This window comes from Microbulbifer thermotolerans, assembly GCF_900112305.1.
GTDB classification, from domain to species: Bacteria; Pseudomonadota; Gammaproteobacteria; order Pseudomonadales; family Cellvibrionaceae; genus Microbulbifer; species Microbulbifer thermotolerans.
On record NZ_FOKT01000006.1, the window covers coordinates 138,370 to 157,670 of the forward strand.

At 57.9% G+C, this 19,301-nt stretch carries 18 protein-coding genes and 1 other RNA gene; 11 read left to right on the forward strand and 8 right to left on the reverse strand.

Features of this window, described 5'->3' with window-relative positions; genetic code table 11:
- Positions 1–18 precede the first annotated feature (18 nt).
- Together BM155_RS11125 and ttcA are read left to right on the forward strand one after the other, a co-directional pair.
- Positions 19–630, forward strand: coding sequence for an arylesterase (locus tag BM155_RS11125; protein ID WP_302848367.1), 612 nt, complete (start codon positions 19–21; stop codon positions 628–630).
- Positions 631–757: 127 nt separating this feature from the next.
- On the forward strand, positions 758–1,675 hold the full coding sequence (gene ttcA / locus BM155_RS11130) for a tRNA 2-thiocytidine(32) synthetase TtcA (RefSeq protein WP_067154339.1): 918 nt from the start codon (positions 758–760) through the stop codon (positions 1,673–1,675).
- Here ttcA and BM155_RS16800 read toward each other — a convergent pair.
- Positions 1,560–2,156 (reverse strand): hypothetical protein, encoded by a 597-nt coding sequence (locus tag BM155_RS16800; RefSeq protein ID WP_197462973.1) that lies wholly within the window; start codon positions 2,154–2,156, stop codon positions 1,560–1,562. The genes ttcA and BM155_RS16800 overlap by 116 nt on opposite strands.
- Positions 2,157–2,354: 198 nt before the next feature.
- Here BM155_RS16800 and putP point away from each other — a divergent pair, with 198 nt between their 5' ends.
- From putP to BM155_RS11150, 3 genes are all read left to right on the forward strand, one after another.
- A complete protein-coding gene (gene putP, locus BM155_RS11140) occupies positions 2,355–3,821 on the forward strand; it encodes a sodium/proline symporter PutP (RefSeq protein WP_074903150.1) in 1,467 nt (488 codons plus the stop codon).
- 112 nt (positions 3,822–3,933) lie between these two features.
- Entirely contained in the window at positions 3,934–4,446 is a 513-nt protein-coding gene (locus tag BM155_RS11145; protein ID WP_067154334.1) for a macro domain-containing protein, read from the forward strand.
- A gap of 95 nt (positions 4,447–4,541) precedes the next feature.
- A complete protein-coding gene (locus BM155_RS11150) occupies positions 4,542–5,006 on the forward strand; it encodes an Mpo1 family 2-hydroxy fatty acid dioxygenase (RefSeq protein WP_074903152.1) in 465 nt (154 codons plus the stop codon).
- A gap of 161 nt (positions 5,007–5,167) precedes the next feature.
- Here the strand turns inward: BM155_RS11150 and BM155_RS11155 are convergent, their stop codons facing one another.
- On the reverse strand, positions 5,168–5,653 hold the full coding sequence (locus BM155_RS11155) for an Lrp/AsnC ligand binding domain-containing protein (RefSeq protein WP_067154328.1): 486 nt from the start codon (positions 5,651–5,653) through the stop codon (positions 5,168–5,170).
- Positions 5,654–5,847: 194 nt separating this feature from the next.
- Between BM155_RS11155 and ald the strand changes: the two genes are divergently transcribed.
- Positions 5,848–6,993 (forward strand): alanine dehydrogenase, encoded by a 1,146-nt coding sequence (gene ald / locus BM155_RS11160; protein WP_067154325.1) that lies wholly within the window; start codon positions 5,848–5,850, stop codon positions 6,991–6,993.
- A gap of 209 nt (positions 6,994–7,202) precedes the next feature.
- Here ald and BM155_RS11165 read toward each other — a convergent pair whose 3' ends face one another.
- Both BM155_RS11165 and BM155_RS11170 read right to left on the reverse strand, forming a co-directional pair.
- Entirely contained in the window at positions 7,203–7,919 is a 717-nt protein-coding gene (locus tag BM155_RS11165) for a 16S rRNA (uracil(1498)-N(3))-methyltransferase (protein WP_067154323.1), read from the reverse strand.
- Between the two features lie 39 nt (positions 7,920–7,958).
- On the reverse strand, positions 7,959–8,804 hold the full coding sequence (locus tag BM155_RS11170) for a 6-carboxytetrahydropterin synthase (RefSeq protein ID WP_067154320.1): 846 nt from the start codon (positions 8,802–8,804) through the stop codon (positions 7,959–7,961).
- A 439-nt stretch (positions 8,805–9,243) separates the two neighbouring features.
- On the opposite strand from BM155_RS11170, the gene ffs reads away from it, so the two are divergent.
- Together ffs and BM155_RS11180 are read left to right on the forward strand one after the other, a co-directional pair.
- Positions 9,244–9,341, forward strand: an RNA gene (ffs, locus tag BM155_RS11175) — signal recognition particle sRNA small type.
- A 195-nt stretch (positions 9,342–9,536) separates the two neighbouring features.
- Complete coding sequence (locus BM155_RS11180) at positions 9,537–11,372, forward strand: M2 family metallopeptidase (protein ID WP_067154317.1); 1,836 nt, start codon at positions 9,537–9,539, stop codon at positions 11,370–11,372.
- A 147-nt stretch (positions 11,373–11,519) separates the two neighbouring features.
- On the opposite strand, the gene BM155_RS11185 is transcribed toward BM155_RS11180, so the two are convergent.
- The 4 genes from BM155_RS11185 to purM all read right to left on the reverse strand — a co-directional run bounded on the left by BM155_RS11185 (position 11,520) and on the right by purM (position 15,847).
- Entirely contained in the window at positions 11,520–12,878 is a 1,359-nt protein-coding gene (locus tag BM155_RS11185; protein ID WP_067154316.1) for an outer membrane protein transport protein, read from the reverse strand.
- Positions 12,879–13,119: 241 nt separating this feature from the next.
- Positions 13,120–13,836 carry a DUF3108 domain-containing protein gene (locus tag BM155_RS11190; RefSeq protein ID WP_231902362.1) on the reverse strand — a complete coding sequence of 239 codons (717 nt, stop codon included), beginning with the start codon at positions 13,834–13,836 and terminating at the stop codon, positions 13,120–13,122.
- Positions 13,837–14,144: 308 nt separating this feature from the next.
- The gene (gene purN / locus BM155_RS11195) at positions 14,145–14,798 is read right to left on the reverse strand and encodes a phosphoribosylglycinamide formyltransferase (protein ID WP_074903154.1); all 654 of its coding nucleotides are present in this window, start codon (positions 14,796–14,798) and stop codon (positions 14,145–14,147) included.
- A complete protein-coding gene (purM, locus tag BM155_RS11200) occupies positions 14,798–15,847 on the reverse strand; it encodes a phosphoribosylformylglycinamidine cyclo-ligase (protein WP_074903156.1) in 1,050 nt (349 codons plus the stop codon). The genes purN and purM overlap by 1 nt, the downstream gene beginning before the upstream one ends.
- Before the next feature lie 220 nt (positions 15,848–16,067).
- Between purM and BM155_RS11205 the strand changes: the two genes are divergently transcribed.
- The 3 genes from BM155_RS11205 to BM155_RS11215 all read left to right on the forward strand — a co-directional run bounded on the left by BM155_RS11205 (position 16,068) and on the right by BM155_RS11215 (position 19,291).
- Positions 16,068–17,165, forward strand: coding sequence for a DUF2066 domain-containing protein (locus BM155_RS11205; protein ID WP_067154309.1), 1,098 nt, complete (start codon positions 16,068–16,070; stop codon positions 17,163–17,165).
- 1 nt (position 17,166) lies between these two features.
- Positions 17,167–17,892: a DnaA regulatory inactivator Hda gene (gene hda / locus BM155_RS11210; protein ID WP_067154306.1), complete on the forward strand. Its 726-nt coding sequence runs from the start codon at positions 17,167–17,169 to the stop codon at positions 17,890–17,892.
- A 463-nt stretch (positions 17,893–18,355) separates the two neighbouring features.
- Positions 18,356–19,291 carry a universal stress protein gene (locus BM155_RS11215; RefSeq protein WP_067154303.1) on the forward strand — a complete coding sequence of 312 codons (936 nt, stop codon included), beginning with the start codon at positions 18,356–18,358 and terminating at the stop codon, positions 19,289–19,291.
- The last annotated feature ends 10 nt before the right edge of the window (positions 19,292–19,301 follow it).

Sequence of the window (19,301 nt, forward strand, 5' to 3'; positions counted from 1 at the left end):
TATTTTGGCTTGTGTCTAATGCTGTCTATCCCACTCGGACAGGCGCGGGCCGCGGACAGGCTGGTAGTGTTGGGGGACAGTATCAGCGCCGCCTACGGAATTGATGAGGCGCAGGGCTGGGTGCAGTTGCTGCGCGAACGCCTGCAGGGCTCCGAGAAGCCCATTGAAGTGATCAATGCCAGTATCAGTGGGGAGACATCGTCCGGTGGGCTGGCGCGTCTGCCGCGCTTGTTAGAGGAACACCGGCCGCGCTGGTTGATCGTGGAGCTGGGGGGCAATGATGGCCTGCGCGGTTATCCGCCCCTGGCTCTGCAGCGCAATCTGCAGAAAATGGTGAATCTGGCGCAAAATGCGGGGGCCGAGGTGCTTTTGCTGGGAATGCGTATGCCCCCCAATTATGGCCGCGCTTATACCGAGGCTTTTGCCGCTGTCTATCCAAAGGTGGCCGAGGCCGAAGAAATCCCGCTGGTGCCCTTCTTTCTGGAACCTGTGGCGCTGATGGATGGCGCCATGCAGAGCGACGGTATTCATCCCACGGCTGTGGCCCAGCCGGTGCTGCTTGACCATATTTGGCCCTGTGTTCAGGTGCTGCTGGGACAGGCGGTTGGCGATGAGTCCTGTACTCCGTGATTGGAATGCGTACAATCGCGGGCCAATGATTAAGGTGTCACCACCTGTTTAGAGAGGCCGGCTGCCGCCAGCCGGCCTTCCTTACACCCTTGTTGCAAGCACTAAGCTCAGTCGTAAGAGAACCGCCATGCCCGAATTGGAAAGTCGCCGCGAGCGCCTGGAATTCAACAAGCTGCAGAAGCGCCTGCGCCGCAATGTGGGCCGCGCCATTGCGGATTTCAACATGATCGAGGAGGGCGACAAGATCATGGTGTGCCTGTCCGGAGGCAAGGATTCTTATGCGATGCTGGATATCCTGCTGAATCTGCAGAAAACGGCACCGGTGCACTTTGATCTGGTAGCGGTGAACATGGACCAGAAACAGCCTGGTTTTCCGGAACATGTGCTGCCGGAATATTTGCAGTCTCTGGGGGTGCCCTATCACATTATCGAAAAGGACACCTATTCGGTGGTCAAGGAGGTGGTGCCGGAGGGTAAGACCACCTGCGGCCTCTGCTCTCGCCTGCGCCGCGGTACTCTGTATGGCTTTGCCGAGGAGATAGGGGCGACCAAGGTCGCGCTGGGCCATCATAAGGACGATATTGTCGAGACGCTGTTTCTCAATATGTTTTACGGCGGGCGCCTGAAGGCGATGCCGCCGAAGCTGCGCGCGGATGACGGGCGCAATATCGTGATCCGCCCCCTGGCCTATTGCCGCGAGGAAGATATTGCGCGCTTTGCCGAGTACAAGGAATTCCCCATCATTCCCTGCAACCTTTGTGGCAGCCAGGAAAACCTGCAGCGCCAGGCGATTAAGCAAATGCTGCGGGAATGGGACAAGAAGTTTCCGGGCCGCAGTGAAAACATCTTTGCCGCGCTCACACGGGTATCGCCTTCACAACTGGCGGACAGGGATTTGTACGATTTCGAAAGCCTTGAGCTGGACCGCTCTACGCCATCGGCTGCCGCGCGCGATGACTATGCGCTCCAGCGACAGGTGCAGACGTGGGTTCCCGATGGTGAAGCGGAGGCGCCGCCGCAGTATATCGAGGCGCTGAATCTGTAGGATCTGCGGCACTGACCAGGCGCGCGTAGCTGCACTGGAAATCCCGCACTGTTGCCGCGGGGCCGTGGTGGAAGTGCTGGTGCCAGAGCCGCGCCATGGCCACCACGTCGTTTTCCTGTACCTTGTTCACGCCGGCGGCGCGGTATATCAGCCAGGCGATCGCAGTGGCGTAGCGCAGGTTGGTGGTCAGCTCCTCGTGCGGGTGGTCCAGAAAGTCCCATTGACTCGCCAGTCCGCGCACTTTGGATGCCAGAGCGGGGTGGTCGATCAGGTATTCATCCCAGATCTCTCGGTGAGTGTGCGGCTGAATCTGGTAGATGCCGAGGCCGTGGCGCCGCCCCTGTTTGAGGTGAAAGCCCAGCTGCGACTCCTGCGCGGCGGTGCCCAGTAGCAGGTTTTCCATTCCCGGCGACCAGGCCTTCAAGTGCTTGAGGGTGGGACGAATGACCAGTAGCCGTAGTTCGTCCAGACAGATGCCCATAGTGTTGTCAGGTTTTTCCGTGTGTCCCCCAATATGTAGTTGGCGGATTGAGCCGCTGCCAGTGAATGAGTAGATTTGTGCGTAATAAACACAAAATTTGACTGTAACAGCTCCTGTAGAGCTGGAAATTGATTAAAAAATAATCATAATCTGAGCCCTACACTTCACCGCCATAATACTCCACATAACAGGTTCTCTATGTCTGAACAATGGCTCGTCTCCCTCACGTTTGTCGCCTACTTGGCCCTGATCCTCGCCATCGGTGCCTATGCCTATCTGCGCACTAGAAATGCTAGTGACTACTTCCTCGGTGGCCGCAGCCTGCCGCCAGCGGTAGCTGCGCTCAGCGCCGGCGCCTCGGATATGAGCGGCTGGTTGCTGTTGGGGCTGCCCGGTGCAGCTTACACAGCGGGCCTTTCTTCGAGTTGGATTGCCATCGGGCTGTTCAGCGGCATTGTCATCAGCTGGGTAAGCATGGCGCGGAGGCTGCGGATATATACCTATGAGTTGGACGATGCTCTGACTGTACCGGCCTATCTGCACCGGCGTTTTGACATGGGGCATCCCTATCTGCGTACGGTCTGTGCCGTGTTCATCTTGTTGTTTTTTCTTTTCTATGTGGCCTCGGGGCTGATTGCCGGCGGCAAGCTGTTCGAAACTGTGTTCGACTGGGATTACCGCTGGGCGGTGATTATTGGCGCTGTGGCGGTGATTTCCTACACACTCTTCGGTGGTTTTCTGGCCGTTTCCTGGACGGATGTGTTTCAGGGGCTGTTGATGAGCCTGGCGCTGGTGATAGTGCCGGTAATCGTCATTCGGGACGTGGGAGGGCTGAGCGCTGGCTGGGCACAGTTGCACGCGAAGGTGCCGGAATTGATGCATTGGATGAGCGACAATACGGGCCAGGCACTGGGGCTGGCGGCGATTGTCAGCTCGCTGGCCTGGGGGCTGGGCTACTTTGGCCAGCCCCATATACTGGCGCGCTTCATGGCCGTGCGTCATCCAGGCGATGTGCCGGTGGCCGCCTCGGTTGCCGCTATCTGGTCATTGTTCGGGTTTATCGGGGCCCTGTCGGTGGGTTTGTTCGGCCACCTGGAATTGCAACAGGTGCTGCCCGATGGGGAGCGGGTATTTATGGCGTTGGTGGAAACCCTGTTCCACCCGCTGGTGGCCGGTATCCTGTTGGCGGCAATTCTGTCTGCGATCATGAGCACTGCGGATTCCCAATTGCTGGTGAGTTCTGCCGCCCTGGCGGAGGATATCTACCATGTGTGGTGGGGACGCGAAACCAGTCCGGAAGCGATGGTGAAGGTGGGACGCTGGGCAGTGGTGGCCCTGTCATTGATCGCGGTCTGGGTGGCCATGGACCCCGATTCCAAAGTGCTCGATGTAGTGGCCTATGCCTGGGCCGGCTTGGGTGCAGCCTTTGGCCCGGTCACCTTGATCAGTCTTTTCTGGTCGCGTATGACCGGCGCCGGTGCCATTGCAGGTGTTGTGGTTGGGGGCCTGACGGTGGTCATTTGGGGGCAGCTCTCCGGAGGTATATTCGATATTTATGAGCTGTTGCCCGGCTTTGTTTTCTCTGCAGCTGCTATTGTCATAGTTAGCGCCGTGACGAAATGCCCCGCGGCAGTGGCCTCGCGCCACCGCCAGTTGCTGGGGTGACAGCGGCTGCGGCCGTCCCTGGGATAGTAGCCGCCTGTCGTCGCGAGTCTGTTGTGAAGTGATAAGGACGTCCATCCGCAGCGATTATTCCAAAAGCGGTTGGAGAAACTGAGTGATTGAAGTTCATCTCGGTGATATCACTCGATTACAAGTCGATGTAATCGTCAATGCCGCCAATCAGCACCTTCAGAGCGGCGGTGGTGTGGACGGGGCCATTCACCGTGCGGCGGGCCCCGGTCTGCTGGAAGTCTGCCGTGAAATAGGCGGCTGTCCAGTAGGGGAGGTTCGCGCCACACCGGCCTTCAATTTACCCGTGAAACGTATTTACCACACCGTGGGCCCGGTCTGGCGGGGTGGCAGCCTGGGCGAGCCTGAGCTGCTCGCCAGCTGTTACCGCCAGTGTCTGGCGCTTGCCCGGCGGGAACATATGCGATCCATTGCTTTTCCCGCCATTAGTTGCGGTGTTTACGACTATCCACCGGAGCAGGCGGTGGATATCGCGGTGGCGGAGGTGCGCCAGCACCTGGATGGCAATTGTCAGCTTCAACGCATAGTCTTCTGCTGCTTAGATGAGATGCTGGATAGACTGTACCGACAGAAACTCGGGGTCAGTGAAGAACGTTGACTAATTATTCACGATCGTGAATAAATATTGATTTGCAGTCATCGATAACGGATGATTGATCCGCTTCCAACAATAAAAACAGCGAGGAGGAGACCATGCGCAGCGCGGAACAATGGTTCGCCGAATACGGCGAGAGCCATCAAAATCCCACCAACAAAGCCATTCATTGGGTGGCTGTTCCGGTTATATTCGCGACTGTTGTGGGCCTTCTGTGGGCCATTCCGCAACCGGCCTTTATGGAGGCCATTCCATGGCTGAACTGGGCGGTAGTGGCGCTGGTGCCGACATTGATCTTTTACCTGCTGTTGTCTTTCCCTTTGGCTCTGGGTATAGCGGCAATCAGTGTTGTGTGCCTGTGGGGGTGGTCGGTGGTGGAACGGCTGGGGCTTCCCGTTTGGCAGACGGCGTTGGCCGTTTTCGTCTTGATGTGGATCTTGCAGTTTATCGGCCACTACATAGAGGGTAAGAAACCCTCATTTTTCAAAGATTTGCAGTTTTTATTGATTGGTCCAGCCTGGGTTATCGGTTTTATTTATCGCAAGTTCGGTATCAAATACTGACCTGTTTACAGGGGCTGGCGATGTATAGGTCTCGGGCATATCCCTAGTGACCAGCGGGGCCTTGGTTCTAGGCCCCTGGGTGCGGGAGCGTTCGCGCAAACCGCAATCCCATTGCCCGAGGGCCTGGAATCGGCGAAGCAATTGTGGCTCCTCCAGTTCACTTACCGGTTGTAGTGCACCGGTACTTCCAGCGTTTCCTTTACCTGCTCCATCACTACGTAGCTGGTGCACTCCAGTACCTCCGGCAGGCTCAGCAGAGTTTCCCCGTAAAATTTGCGATAGGCATTCATGTCGGCGACCCGCGCTTTAATCAGGTAATCGAAGTTGCCCGATACCAAGTAGCACTCCTGGACTTCAGGCAGTGCGGCCACAGCGTTGCGGAATTCCTCGAAAGCATCTTGGGCTGACCGGTTCAGGCGTATTTGTACGAAGACCATCAGGGCGGCATCGAGAAATTCCGGATTGACCAGAGCTGTGTATCCCTGGATTACGCCTTCACTCTCCAGCCTCCTTACCCGTTCTACGCAGGGGGTGGGCGTCAGCCCCACCTGCCGCGCCAGTTCCGCATAGCTTGTACGGCCGTTTTTCTGCAGGACACGCAATATATTGCGGTCAATGGTGCTCAGTTCGTTGGCGCGTTTGCGCATACAGGGGCTCCGATGCTTTTGTGAGATCAATAAATGATCAGAAAAAGGGTTGAACCAGTGGGTTCCACTAATTTAAGTAGAATTTTTTTATAAATCCACTTTTAAGACGGATCTATACTAGCCAGATCGCTGAGGTAAAGATAAGGCCACTTCCGCCTTCGCGGCGTGTCGGCCGAAAGTGAGGAGCGAAAATAATGTTGATTGGTGTCCCAAAAGAGATCAAAAACCACGAATACCGTATCGGTCTGACCCCGGCCAGTGTTCGTGAACTGATCAGCCACGGCCACGAGGTTGTCGTAGAGAAAGACGGCGGTGCGGCCATCGGCTTTACCAACGAAATGTACCAGCAGGCGGGCGCCCGCATCGCGGATACGCCGGAGGAGATCTTCGCCACCGCCGACATGATCGTCAAGGTAAAAGAGCCGCAGCCCAACGAATGTGAAATGCTGCGCCCCGGACAAGTGCTTTACACCTACCTGCACCTGGCGCCCGATCCCAAGCAGACTGAACTGCTGGTGAAATCCGGCGCAACCTGCATTGCCTATGAAACCGTAACCGACCGCTTCGGTGGCCTGCCGCTGCTGGCGCCCATGTCCGAAGTTGCTGGCCGTATGTCTGTACAGTGTGGCGCCCATCACCTGGAGAAAGCGCAAGGTGGATTGGGGGTGCTGCTGGGCGGTGTTCCCGGTGTGGCGCCGGCCAAGGTGCTGATTATCGGCGGCGGTGTTGTGGGTACCAATGCCGCCAAGATGGCAGTGGGAATGGGTGCCGATGTGACCATCCTCGACCGCTCTCTGCCGCGTCTGCGCCAGCTGGACGATATCTTCCGCGGCGCGGTACGTACTGAGTACTCCACCAACGATGCCATTGAGCGGCACGCGCTGGAAGCGGACCTGGTGATTGGTGCCGTTTTGATCCCGGGAGCCGCCGCGCCGAAGCTGTTGACTCGCGACATTGTCAGCCGCATGAAGAAAGGTGCCGTGGTGGTGGATGTGGCCATTGACCAGGGAGGCTGCTTCGAAACTTCCAAGGCGACCACACACCAGGAGCCGACTTACGTGGTCGACGGCGTGGTGCACTACTGTGTGGCCAATATGCCCGGCGGTGTTGCGCGCACTTCCACCATGGCTCTGAACAACGCCACTTTGCCGTACGCGGTGGCACTGGCCAACAAGGGCGCCAAGAAAGCACTGCTGGACGATGCCAACCTGTTGGAGGGGCTGAATGTCCATGCGGGCATGGTGACTTACCAGGCAGTGGCCGACGTGCTGGGTTACGAATATGTAGACCCGAAATTGGCGCTGCAGAAATCCGCCGTGGCGGAAGACGCACTGGCCTAATGACAAGCGGCGGCCCTTTGGCCGCCGTGTGAATGGTATTTCGTAACGCGCTTGTCTTTTTCGGGTAAACAGTTTTCTCCGGGGGATTCGTCTCTTCCCCCACTCTGTGAGGCTCGGTGACAGGAGCCATCTTTTACCGCCGCGCCATGCGCGGCTTTTTTGTGTCTCCTCGCTGCAGGTATGTGTGGCAACTCCCGGAGTTGGGGCGGTCAGCGCCCCGGAAAGATGCGGCCGAGCAACACCGGCAGGGCTGTTTCCACTCTCAGTATCCGCGGCCCCAGATGCACTGCTTCAAATCCATTCTCCCGCAATTTGTCCACTTCGTAGGGGATAAAGCCACCCTCTGGTCCCACCACCAGTGTCGCGGGCTCGGCGATATCCACCGGGCAGGGCCGCTCCGCCACGGGGTGCGCCACTAGCTTCAGCGAATCGGCGGCAATCCCTGGCAGCTCGTCTTCCACAAACGGTTTAAAACGTTTGCGCAAATGCACTTGCGGCATCCGGGTGTCGACCGCTTGTTCCAGGCCCAGCAGGCACAGTTCACGCAATTTGTTTTCGTGCAGCCAGGGGGTTTGCCAGTAGGATTTTTCCACCCGGTAGGCGTTGATCAGGTAGAGATTTTTTACCCCCAGTGCGGTGGCGTGTTCTATTACCCGCTTGAGCATTTTCGGCCGCGGTAGGGCCAGTACCAGCGTGAGGGGCAGGGCGTCAGGGGGGGAGCGGTGCAGGTCCACCTTGAGTTCAATGAAATCGCCGTTTTGGGCTGTGATTTCGCCGTGGCCGATATCTCCGTTCAAGAGGCCAACGCGAAGCCGGTCACCGGGAGTGGCTCTGTGTACTTCGCGGATGTGTTGCTGCCGGCGCCCGCGCAACCGCACGCGGTCGGGCGCGACAAAGTCGCTCTGTTCCAGAATGATTAGATTCAATCTGCCTTACTCGTTGTTGTCACTTGGCACCTGGGGGGCTCAGATTTTCGCCGCGGCCACGGCCCCTTTTCCAAGTCCCTCGTAAGCGCGTACCCGCACTTCCGTGTCCGGTTGTGCCCGGGCGATGGTATCGGCGATGTGTTGTGCCAGTTGCTCCACTGTGGTGTCGCACTCCACGAGCTCGCAGCGTTCGGCGGGGATCTCCAGGGAAAATTCGCCCTGCTGTGCCGAGTAGGCAAAATGCAGTACCTGCTCACTGCTATCGTTGCACAGGTCCTCGCGTGTCCCGAGGTAGATATCGCGCCAGCGCTCGGCCCAGCGGCGTTCCCACTCGGGACAGCGCTCTCCGTCGAGGTAGATCTCGATTCTGGAGCGGTGGCCGTGAGCGATGCGCTGGCAGTTGCCCGCGTGTTTCTTGAGGCCGTGGCTGTAGTGGTAGTAGGGCGTGGAAATTTTCTCACTGGCGAAACACAGGTTTAGCCGTTCGATACTGGCCGGAAAGGCAATGGTCAGCTGTCGAATACTCCAGGCGGCGACGCTGTCCGCATTGATCGCTTCTGCCTCAACCAGTGCGAATGCCTGCTCGGGCCCGGATACACAAATTTGCCCGCCGCTGTGCAGTGCCCAGGTCAGTGCAATGCCCCCGGCGTTTTTTTGCAGCTGTAAATGCGGTGAAAGAATGGGGACCAGTAGGCGGTGGTCGAGCTGTTCGTCCAGCCAGCGGCGCAGTGTCTTTTTGACAATGCCGAAGTCGCACACCATACCCTGACTGTCCAGGGCGCCATCGAGGCTTGCGCTTGCCAGCCAAGTCTCGCCCACCAGCCCGCGCTGGTGGTCCAGATAGCTGAAATCTACGTTGGTGAGATTGTCGACGAACAGGTGCATGAATAACTCTTGGCCGGGAAGGATTTAGGCGCGCACAGTATAACGGTCCGGAGCGCGAGCCGCTAAGGAACCTCTGATTAATTCGCTTCCTGACGGTAAAAATTCTTTGGAGCTAGATGAGAAGCTCAGGTGATAGGATGGCCATTTCGAAACCGTCGGATACAGGGATGTATCCGTCGGAGCTACAGGGAAGTACTCGTGCGTTTTCGAAATGGCCCTCCTATTGCCTGAGCGCCACGGAACTAACCAAAGCGTTCACGCGAACTAATCAGAGGTTCCCTAAGGAAGCTCTGATTAATTCGCTCAGCCGCTGGGGTTGCTGCGGCGCGCCCGGGCCGCATTTTTAGTGGGATTGGTGGGACGGGACTATGGACTTCAACAGCGGTTCCCTTATAATGCCGCTCCTCTTCGGATATCGCGAAGAGTGTTGTGGCGGCCCTTCCGGTCCCCCCGCAATGAACAGCTGTGAACCCCGCCAGGCCCGGAAGGGAGCAACGGTAGCAGTGACGTCATGTGCCGGGGGTGTTGCTGGTTGGGCTGCCTCCATATTTCCCTTCCGCTGCTGCACCCTTTCTCTCTCAAGATATTTCTCCAAAATTGTTTTGTTGCGGGAAATTTTGTACCGATATGTGCCTGCCACTAGTGGTCCCGTCCCTTTGCTTGCTCTCCTTATGCTATAAACGGCGGCACTTATAAGTGAATAAGTGAACCAATAATGATTTGGGGGAGAGCATGAAGAAAATTGCCCTAGCGATTGCCGCGACTGTGGCTCTGGCCGGATGTCAAGGCGAAAAGGCCGATTCTGTGTCTGGCGGGGATGCTAACAAGCAATTGACCGCGGAGGATGCCAAGGTATTTCTGCAGGACGCACAGTCGCGTCTGGAGGCAATGGCAGAAGAGGCGAGCCGCGCAAGCTGGTTGGCGGCTACCTATATCAACGGGGACTCCCAATTTGTCGAGGCATTGGCCTCTGAGCGCTACACCGCTATGGCGGTGGAGTTGGCTGCGGAAGCTGCCAAGTTCAACGGCCTGGATCTGGATCCAGATACTCGCCGTCAGTTAACCATGCTCAAACAGGGCTTGGTATTCCCGGCGCCCAAAGATCCGGCACTGACTGCGGAGCTTGCGCAGATCGGCTCCAAGATGCAGGGCATGTACGGAGCCGGAAAATATTGCCGCGAGGAAGATGGCGGGGAGAAGTGTTATACCCTGACCGAAATGGGCCGCCTGATGGCCGAGAGCCGCGACCCCGAGCTGCTCGAGGAGCTGTGGGTGGGTTGGCGCGAGATCTCTCCGCCGATGAAGCCTCTGTACGAGCGCCAGGTAGAGATAGGCAATGCCGGTGCGCAGGAGTTGGGCTACGACAACCTGAGTGTTTTCTGGCGTTCCAAGTACGACATGGAGCCGGACGCCTTCTCTGCCGATATGGATGCCCAGTGGAACAAGGTCAAGCCGCTTTATGAGGCCTTGCATTGTCATGTGCGGGCCAAACTGAACGAGCATTACGGGGATGAGGTGGTGCCGTCCACAGGAAAGATTCCGGCGCACCTGCTCGGAAATATGTGGGCCCAGGAGTGGGGCAATATCTACGACTTGGTCAAGGACGAGGATATGCAGGCGCCCTATGACCTGACTCAGCTGGTGGTGGATTCCGGCATGAGTGAAAAAGACATGGTCAAGGTGGGCGAGAATTTCTTCACCTCTCTCGGCTTTAAACCGTTGCCGCAGAGTTTCTGGGAAACCTCCCAGTTTACCCAGCCCCGTGATCGCGATGTCGTCTGCCACGCAAGTGCCTGGAATATGGACGGCCAGGATGATATCCGTATCAAAATGTGCATTCAGAAAACTGGTGAGGACTTTGTCACCATTCACCACGAACTGGGGCATAACTTCTACCAGCGTATCTACAAGCACCAGCCTTTCCTGTACAAGGAAGGCGCCAACGACGGTTTCCACGAGGCGATTGGCGATACCATCGCCCTGTCCATCACGCCGAAATACCTCAAGCAGATTGGCCTGATGGATGAAATTCCGGACGAGAGCAAAGATATCGGTTTCCTGATGCAGCAGGCGCTGGACAAGATTGCCTTCCTGCCTTTCGGTCTTTTGGTGGACAAGTGGCGCTGGCAGGTGTTTAACGGCGAAGTAAAACCGGAAGATTACAACAAGGCCTGGTGGAAGCTGCGCGAGCAGTATCAGGGCATACAGGCGCCGGTTGAGCGCACCGAGGCCAATTTCGATCCGGGTGCCAAGTACCATATCCCTGGAAATACACCCTATGCCCGTTATTTCCTCGCGCGTATACAGCAATTCCAGTTCCACCGCGCACTCTGTGAGGCCGCCGGCGAGACTGGCCCGTTGCACCGTTGCTCCATTTATAAAAACGATGCCGCCGGCAAAAAACTGCGGGATATGCTCGCCATGGGGGCCAGCAAACCCTGGCCGGATGCCATGGAGGCGCTGACCGGCCAGCGCGAGCTGGATGCCTCGGCGATCATCGATTACTTCCAACCGCTGATGGCGTATCTGGAGGAACAGAATAAAGGGCGTCAGTGCGGCTGGGAGTAACGCGTACTTGTTAAGTTATCCATACCTGGTCCCGGGGACAGCCTCTGCTTAGCGCCGGATGGTGCTTGTGAATATCGAGAGCCGGGATTGGGACAAAAAAAGGGCCGGATTTTGCAATCCGGCCCTTTTTTTGTGGGCTGTGCCCAATCAGAAGGCGTAGTTCAGGGAAACACCTGCCAGCCAGGCTTCGATATTGGTGGTTCCGCCATCGAAGTAGGTGGGTGCCGGCACGGTAGTGAATTCCTGGATGGTCTCGTCGTCACCCCACAGGTAGGCCAGACCGCCGTCAATACTCAGCTGGTTGTTGAACTTGTAGGTGCCGCCGATGGTTACCCAGTTGCGGTCGGTATCCGGGATGGACAGGGTCCGCCAAGTGATGGGCAGGCCGTAGGCGTTGGCTGCGGCGTCTCCGGTATTGAAGCCGTCCCGCGCCGCACCTTCGTCGTAGGCATAGCCGATGCGCAGGGTGACCTCCTCGCAGGGGTAGTATTCACCGGCGATGCTGTAGCGCCAGCCGCTCTGGAAGTTTTCCTCCTTGAACAGCAGCGGGTTGAAGCCTTCGCCACCGGCGGGAATAAAGGCTTCGAGTCGCTCGAAGTCATCCCAGTCGGTCCACAGGGCGCCCAGAGCCAGGCCCCAGTTTTCGTTGAATCGGTGGTACAGGCCCAGTTCCAGGGTGTCCGGCAGATCCAGTGTCACCTTGCCTTTGGCGTCGTTGAACGGAGACAGGGGTAAGGGTACCAAATCGGAATTGACGTCACCCTCCAGTTCGGGATCCAGCTCTGCGTGGTAGGAAATACCGAACCGGGTGCGGTCGGTGATATTCCACAGGGCGCCAATGGTCCAGCTCACTTCCCAGTCATCCGCGTCGTCATAGGACAAAATGTCGGCGCCAGCGACGGTTGGGTTTAGCCCGAAGTTGGTTGGAACCATGGTTTTCAGAGTGGCGTCGGCATAGAGGAAGTTCACTGCGAAGCCAATGCTGAACTGATCGTTGAAGTCGTAGGCTACCGACGGAGCGATATTGACGGTCAGCAGCTCGGTCTTGTCGGCAATGGTGGTCACCGGCCAGTCACTGTCAAAATCGGTTTCCAGGCCGTAGTTGGAATACATGGCCAGGCCGAAGGACCAGTTTTCGTTGAATGGCACGGCTAGGTAAGCATTGGGTACCCAGGCGGTTGGGGCGTAGTCAGTGGCCTTCTGGTCAGAGAGGGTGGCAATAGGGGTATCCGGCGCGGCGAAATAGGTAACGTCTCCCTCAGCGTCGATTTCCGGATTGACATAGATAACACCGCCAGAGAGGGTGATAGTGTCAAAGAGAGCGGAACCGGCTGGGTTGCGCGCCAGGATTGCGGCGTTGTCGCCGACAGTGTTTTCTGCCGCAAAGGCGCGGCCCAGGCCGGAGATGCTGGTTTCATTCAGGTAAAAGCCGGCGGCCATGGCCCCGCTGGAGGTGGTGCTGATTGCGGCAGCCAGGGCTGCGCGACGCAGAATTGTCTTTTTCATAAGGTCCCACTCTTATCGCTGTTAATAGAAAGCCACAAACAGGATTGAGATAACGCTGAACGGTGGCTGTAAAACCTATTAAGTATGTATGTGGTTATTGCAAGTTGTTCCCCGCCGAAAAGTGTAGCAGCGCCAAACTTCTCGGACAGTGGAAACCAGCGACTTTATAAAGATAAAATGCCGAAAAATCTATGGAATATAGTGATATTTTGTCGGCTAATAGAGTGGAAAGGAAAATTTGTTAGTCGATACTGATGGTTTTTCCGTCAATGATCAATTTGGTCAAGGAAATCTGATAGCTTTTGCCATCTTCCTCCGTCTGCATTAATTTCACCAGCGCGTAGTTCCACTGCGGTGCAAACCAGATTTTGGTTTCGCGCTCGGCGCCGCCGTCCCGGATGCGCTCCACCAGGACCGTGTTTACTTCTCCCAGTGGCGTTTGCAGTTTTTCGGTTCCGGTGACGGCGAAGCGGTATTCGCGAATTTTTTTGCCGTCCGCCACCTGATATTTCAGGTCTTTATCACCCTCAGCGACATCCAGGGCCAGCTGCAGTTGATAGCTGATTTTGTCCTGGATGTCCTCGGGGGTATTTTCCAGTGTGTGCTCGGCATCGGACAAATTGACTACGCGCCCTTCGTTTGGCTCAAAATTGAGCACTGTGTGTCTGTCCCGGCCCAGCCCTGTCTTGTGGTACTCGTAGTGTTGCGGTGTCAGTTGGCTGTTGCTGCTGGCAAAGCGGGAATATTCGCGGATTTTGGCGAAAATGGAATCGGCGCGGAAGTCCAACCGCCAGCTGTCATTGCTGCCGGAAAGTTCACGTTTGGCGGTGACGCTGAATCCGTTGAATTTGGCGGAGTAAGTGGCGGAAAAGGGTTGAAGCTCCGCGGCTTGCAGCCGGAAGGATAAAGAGAGCAGGAATAGGAGTGAAAGAAAATAAAGATTATGGCGCAAGGACACAGCGGCCTCCTTTTGTCCTGCCCCGCCCAATGTGCGGGGCGCTGTGGCTTCCCTGAACTCTTAGACCAACATCGGCCGCAAAAAGTGCCGTCTTAGGGAGCCTCTGATTAATTCACTTCCTGACGTCAACACTCTTTGGAGCCAGATGAGAAGCTCAGGTGGTAGGCTGGCTATTTCGAAACCATCGGATACAAGGATGTATCCGTCGGAGCTACAGGGAAGTACTCGTGCGTTTTCGAAATGGCCATCCTATTGCCTGAGCGCCCCGGAACCTACCGTAGTGTTCACGCGAATTAATCAGAGGTTCCTTAGCTTGTAATTTTTTTACCGCTGCGCGGAAGGATCTCGCCGTCCAGTTCGGCCTGGTCCCCCATCATGCGCAGCCGCCCCTGGGCAAACCAGGTAACCGCCAGCGGATAAATTACATGCTCTTGTACCTGCACGCGCTCTGCAAGCCGCTCGGGGGTATCGCCGGTTTCAATTGGCACCACGGCCTGCACAATGGCGGGACCGCCATCCAACTCTTCGGTAACAAAGTGCACCGTTGCGCCGTGCTCATCATCACCTGCCTCCAGTGCCCGCTTGTGGGTGTGCAATCCCTGGTACTTGGGCAATAGTGAGGGGTGGATATTCAGCAGGCGGCCTTTGTAGTGGCGTACGAATTCCGGCGTCAATATGCGCATAAAGCCCGCGAGCACTACCAGGTCTGGCTGGTGGCGGTCAATTTCCTCCATAAGGGCGCGGTCAAAGCTACCCCGATCGTCGAAGTCCCGGTGGTTGACTACCGAGGTGGCTATGCCTGCATCGGAGGCGCGGATCAGGCCGTAAGCATCGGATTTGTTGCTGATCACCGCGCAGACGGAGAATTCGGCACCTTCACTTGCGGCAGTATCAATGAGTGCCTGCAGGTTGGTACCGCTGCCGGAGATAAGTACTACTGTTTTACACTTGCTCCCGGTCATTAAATACCCGCCAGCTCCACAGGGTCCGCGTTATCACCAGCGGCCTCGATAGCACCGATCACGAAGGCATCCTCGCCCAGCTGGCGCAGTGTATCCAGCGCGGTATCGGCGGAGTCGGCGGGCACGCAGACGACCATACCAACCCCGCAGTTGAACGTGCGGTACATTTCCCGCTGGTCGATGTTGCCGGCTTCGCGCAGCCAGCGGAACACGGCCGGCATTTCCCAGCTGTTGACATCGATGCGTGCGCGGGTGCCTTGCGGTAGCACCCGCGGCAGGTTTTCCAGCAAACCGCCGCCGGTGATATGGCTGAGGGCGTTTACCTGGGTTTTCTTTATCAGTTGCAGCAGATTTTTGACGTAGATACGTGTCGGTGCCATCAGCGCCTGGGCAAGGGTGGTGTCGCCCAGGGGTTGCTGCAGGTCGGCGCCACTGATCTCCAGTACCTTCCGAATCAGGGAGTAGCCGTTGGAGTGGGGGCCACTGGAAGCCAGGCCGATCAGCACGTCGCCCGCTCTGACTTGGCTGCCGTCGATGATTTCGGACTTCTCCACCACACCCACACAGAAGCCGGCCAGGTCGTAATCTTCACCTGCGTACATTCCCGGCATCTCAGCGGTCTCTCCACCCACCAGGGCGCAACCGGCCTGCTCACACCCCGTACCGATACCGGAAACCACTTCAGCGGCGATATCTACATTCAGCTTGCCGGTGGCATAGTAATCAAGGAACAGCAGCGGCTCGGCGCCAGCCACCACCAGGTCGTTGACGCACATGGCTACTAGGTCGATACCGATGCTGTCGTGGATGCCGAGGTCCATGGCCAGGCGCAGCTTGGTGCCCACCCCGTCGGTGCCGGACACCAGTACCGGTTCCCTGTATCCGCTGGGGAGCTGGCACAGGGCGCCGAAACCGCCCAGTCCGCCCATCACTTCCGGGCGCGCGGTGCGCTTGGCGACATGCTTGATGCGATCGACCAGGGCATTGCCCGCGTCGATATCGACACCGGCGTCTTTATAGGAGAGAGATTGCGGCTTGGAATCGCTCATGGTTCATCCTGCGTGGACTTTTAGAGGGCGCGTATTCTAGTGGAATTTCAACCGATTGTGGGAATAGACCGCCATTTCTCAGCGAAATCCATGTCGAGAAATGCGTGCCAGGTACTGGGAGAAATAGCCGACACTGATACAATAGCCCCTTTTTTACACCGCCCCGCGTCTTTCCGTGGGGTGGTCGCTTCCAAAGACAAGAGGTTTTGGGGGAAATCCGATGCGTAAGTTGCTCAGGCACGGGCTGGCGTCAAAGGTACTGGCACTGTTGATGTGCGCACTGATTCTGCCCGCTCAGGCCCGGGTGATACCGGATCTGTATGAAGTGGTGGAGGCAGTGCCGAGCCGCGGTGCTATGGACCGGGCTTCTGCCAGCAGTCGTGGGCTGGAGCGGGTGTTCGTGCGCGTGACCGGTGACGCCACAATTGGCGACAACCCTCAATTGAAGACGGTGCTGGAGCGGGCCCAACAGTACTTGCAGGGGTATCGATACACGCGGGAGGACAACCAGCTTTATCTGCATCTCTCCTTTGATCCCCAGGCCGTGTCCGACCAGGTTCATACCCTGGGCCTACCCATGTGGCCGAACAATCGCCCGGCGACTTTGGTTTGGGTAGCGGTGGACACTCTGCAGCAAGGTCGCAGCGCTCTGCGCGAGGAGCAGTATCCGGAACTCTACGCGGCGCTGGAAGCCATGGCGCTAGAGCGGGGCTTGCCGGTGGACTTCCCGGTAATGGACCTGAATGACCAGCGCAATATGCCCCTGGGCAATCTCTGGGCCCTGGACGAGCGCGCCGCCGAGCGCGCCAGCGTCCGCTATGGCCCGGACGCCACCCTGATGGGCCGATTGCTGGAAGTGTCCGGCGAGCGCTGGCAGGCCAGCTGGCTGTTGATACACGGCGGGCGCAGCTACGCCTTTGATGCCAGCGGTACGTCCCTGGAAGAGGTGGCCCTGCGAGGGATCGATGAGGCCGCCAATTTGATGGCGCAGCGCTACGCTGTGCGACCGAGCGGTGACAGTGGCCCCCGGGGCACAGTTATCGTTGAAATCTCGGGGATCGACAGTTTCGCCGATTACACAGAGGCCTCCGCCTATCTGCAGGGGCTGGCCCAGGTCAGCAGTGCGGATCTGTTGTCGGTCGACAGCGACCGCATGCGGCTTGCCCTGACCACCTCCGCCACGCTGCAGAAGCTGCGCGACGCACTGGCGTTGAATCGCAAGCTGGAGGCTGGGGCGGACAGTGACCCCATAGATTTGACTGGCTACCGCGCCCCTCTTGGCAGCGCGGATAACCCTCTGCATTACCGCTGGCACTGAAATGAGCGTACACGAGGGCGTACCGCAGCAACTGCCGCTGGGAGTTTCCATGCGGGATGACGCCACATTCGATAACTTCTATCTCTCCGAGGCGGACCCCAATCGCCAGGTGGTGGCTCTGCTGCAGTCTTTCGCCAGCGGGGAGAACCCCGAGCCGGTTATTTACCTCTGGGGTGATGCCGGCAGCGGGGTCAGCCATTTGCTGCAATCGGTTTGTCAGAGTGCCGAAACCAGCGGCCGCTCCTTCCAGTACCTGCCTTTGGCAGACCTGCTGGCGATGGAGCCGGCGGTGATTTTGGACGGACTCGAACAATTGGAGCTGGTGTGTATCGACGATCTGCACCTGCTCGAGGGGCACTCTGAGTGGCAGACGGCGCTCTTCCACCTCTACAACCGGGTCAAGGATGGCGGCGGTCAGCTGCTGTTGGGGGCGCGCAAGTCCCCGCGCGGTCTGGATATCGGGCTGGCGGATCTGCGTTCGCGCCTGCAGTGGGCGCTGGTGTTCCAGCTGCGCCCGCTCAGCGACAGCGACAAGGTGGCGGCCTTGCGTCGCCGCAGCCAGTTGCGCGGCTTCGATCTGCCGGAAGATGTGGCCCAGTACATACTTCACCGCGCCCCCCGCGACACCCGTGCGCTCTTCCTGTGCCTGGAGCAGCTGGACCGCGCCTCCCTGATGGCCCAGCGCAAGATCACCATTCCTTTCGTCAAGCAGGTCTTGAATATCTGACCCGCGCTTCGATCCACTTGTGGCGGCCCTGTGGCCGCACCGCCGCACTATGGAACCTCTGATTAATTCGCGTGAACACTATGGTGGCTTCCGGGGCGCTCAGGCAATAGAACGGACATTTCGAAAACGCACGAGTACTTCCCTGTAGCTCCGGCGGATACACCCCTGTATCCGACGGTTTCGAAATGTCCGTCCTATCACCTGAGCTTCACATCCGCCCCCGAAGCACCTCTGCCACCAGAAAGTGACTTAATCAGAGGTTCCCTATGTCCCGTTTTTCCGTAAAAAGCAGGTTGGAAGTACTGCTGCCACTATATTTACTGGGGAACCCCTGACGCATTGGTGCGAGCGTATGGCGCGCTTTTGGTCCCAGATACGGGCCGATCAGAGGTTCTCAGCGTGTGGCCGGGGCAAGGCTATAGTGCCCGCAAACTTCAGAAGTCGCGCAGCCGGGGTAAGCCTTATGCAGAACTTTCACAATATTCTTTATGTCAGCCATGCCACAGGCGATGAGACTGCAGGGCTGCTGCAGGCGCTGGCAGCGGCGCGCAACAACGGCGCGGCGGTGAAAGTGTTGATCGTTTGTCCTGCGATACCAGATGGGTTCGAGGAATTCAGCCAGGTCTGTATGGATGCGTTGGCCGCGCGGCTGGATGAAGCGCTCGACAAGGTGCGGGCAAAACTGGCGTTGGAGAAGGATGCGCTGGCGCTGGAAGTGGAAACGGACTGCGGCAGTCGCCCGGCGGAGCGGGTGATTCGCAGGGTGCTCGCGGAAGGGTACGATCTCGTGGTCAAAAATGTTGAGGGCGCAGCTCAGCGTTTGGGTTTCAAGGCCATGGATATGGAGCTGTTGCGCAAATGTCCCTGTCCGGTGTGGCTGTGCCGCCCAATCGATAAACCGCATCGGGAAATCCGTGTGGCCGTAGCTGTGGATCCCGAATGCCGGGAAGCGAGTGTTTACGAACTTGCAATTGGCCTGCTGCGCTGTGCCAGGTCGCTGGCGGATACGTGCAGCGGCGAGTTACACATCATTTCCTGCTGGGACTACGACGTGGACGAATACCTGCGCCACAATTTTCCCCTCAGCGCGTCCGACGAGGAGCTGAACAGGGCCGTCGAAGCGGCACGGGCGACGCACCGGGCAAAGCTCGATGCACTGATTGATGCCTCGGGCATCGGAGGAACATTGGCGGTGCACCATGAAATTGCCCGACCGGATCGCTATATTCCCATGCTGATCGATGAGCAACGCTTTGATATTTTGGTGATGGGCACAGTGGGGCGCACTGGTATCCCCGGCTTTATTATGGGGAACACGGCGGAAAATATTTTGCAGAAAGTGCGCTGTTCGCTCCTGGCGATGAAACCGAGCAATTTTGTTTCCCCGGTGAAAGCGTGAAGTATCCAGC

What these genes read in the sequence shown, in the direction of transcription:
- BM155_RS11150 (WP_074903152.1), top strand. Translation starts at nt 4,542, where the DNA reads ATGCGCAGCGCGGAACAATGGTTCGCCGAATACGGCGAGAGCCATCAA.
- ald (WP_067154325.1), top strand. Translation starts at nt 5,848, where the DNA reads ATGTTGATTGGTGTCCCAAAAGAGATCAAAAACCACGAATACCGTATC.
- BM155_RS11185 (WP_067154316.1), bottom strand. Translation starts at nt 12,878, where the DNA reads ATGAAAAAGACAATTCTGCGTCGCGCAGCCCTGGCTGCCGCAATCAGC.
- BM155_RS11155 (WP_067154328.1), bottom strand. Translation starts at nt 5,653, where the DNA reads ATGCGCAAACGCGCCAACGAACTGAGCACCATTGACCGCAATATATTG.
- BM155_RS16800 (WP_197462973.1), bottom strand. Translation starts at nt 2,156, where the DNA reads ATGGGCATCTGTCTGGACGAACTACGGCTACTGGTCATTCGTCCCACC.
- BM155_RS11180 (WP_067154317.1), top strand. Translation starts at nt 9,537, where the DNA reads ATGAAGAAAATTGCCCTAGCGATTGCCGCGACTGTGGCTCTGGCCGGA.
- hda (WP_067154306.1), top strand. Translation starts at nt 17,167, where the DNA reads ATGAGCGTACACGAGGGCGTACCGCAGCAACTGCCGCTGGGAGTTTCC.
- BM155_RS11215 (WP_067154303.1), top strand. Translation starts at nt 18,356, where the DNA reads ATGCAGAACTTTCACAATATTCTTTATGTCAGCCATGCCACAGGCGAT.
- BM155_RS11125 (WP_302848367.1), top strand. Translation starts at nt 19, where the DNA reads ATGCTGTCTATCCCACTCGGACAGGCGCGGGCCGCGGACAGGCTGGTA.
- ttcA (WP_067154339.1), top strand. Translation starts at nt 758, where the DNA reads ATGCCCGAATTGGAAAGTCGCCGCGAGCGCCTGGAATTCAACAAGCTG.
- purM (WP_074903156.1), bottom strand. Translation starts at nt 15,847, where the DNA reads ATGAGCGATTCCAAGCCGCAATCTCTCTCCTATAAAGACGCCGGTGTC.
- BM155_RS11205 (WP_067154309.1), top strand. Translation starts at nt 16,068, where the DNA reads ATGCGTAAGTTGCTCAGGCACGGGCTGGCGTCAAAGGTACTGGCACTG.
- BM155_RS11170 (WP_067154320.1), bottom strand. Translation starts at nt 8,804, where the DNA reads ATGCACCTGTTCGTCGACAATCTCACCAACGTAGATTTCAGCTATCTG.
- purN (WP_074903154.1), bottom strand. Translation starts at nt 14,798, where the DNA reads ATGACCGGGAGCAAGTGTAAAACAGTAGTACTTATCTCCGGCAGCGGT.
- putP (WP_074903150.1), top strand. Translation starts at nt 2,355, where the DNA reads ATGTCTGAACAATGGCTCGTCTCCCTCACGTTTGTCGCCTACTTGGCC.